Raw genomic sequence first — 398 nt, forward strand, 5'->3', positions numbered from 1 at the left:
CGTTGGACCAGATGCTGGCGTCCTTCGATCCGAAGAAGCATGGTGGCGAAGTGATGGCCGGTCGTGCGACGGGTGTGGAGGCGTTCGCCGATAGCGTCGCCTAAGTCGGCGCTGCAGGTGCCCGAGCGGGCAGAGATCATCTTCAGGCTGGATTTTATATACTGTATGAATGAACAGCATTTTGCAAGCTCTGGCACCAATCCAGATCCAGCCATGGGGTCTGGTCTTGCCGCTTGCGAATGCCACGGTCCGCGCAGGATTTCCTTCCCCCGCGGCCGACTTCGGCGAGACGCGAATCGACCTCATGGCCGAGCTGATTACCCACCCGCAAGCAACATTTCTCCTGCGAGTACGAGGCCTCTCGATGAGCGAGGATGGTCTGGGGGATGGAGACACGA

1 protein-coding gene is annotated in these 398 nt (G+C 59.5%); it reads left to right on the top strand.

Going from position 1 to position 398, the window contains the following annotated elements; translation table 11 throughout:
- Nucleotides 1–169: 169 nt before the first annotated feature.
- Nucleotides 170–398 (top strand): S24 family peptidase (locus tag EPK82_RS24975; RefSeq protein WP_279635008.1); only part of this gene is annotated, 229 nt, incomplete at its 3' end.

It is taken from the genome of Ectopseudomonas khazarica, from assembly GCF_004521985.1.
In the GTDB taxonomy this organism is placed as follows: domain Bacteria; phylum Pseudomonadota; class Gammaproteobacteria; order Pseudomonadales; family Pseudomonadaceae; genus Aquipseudomonas; species Aquipseudomonas khazarica.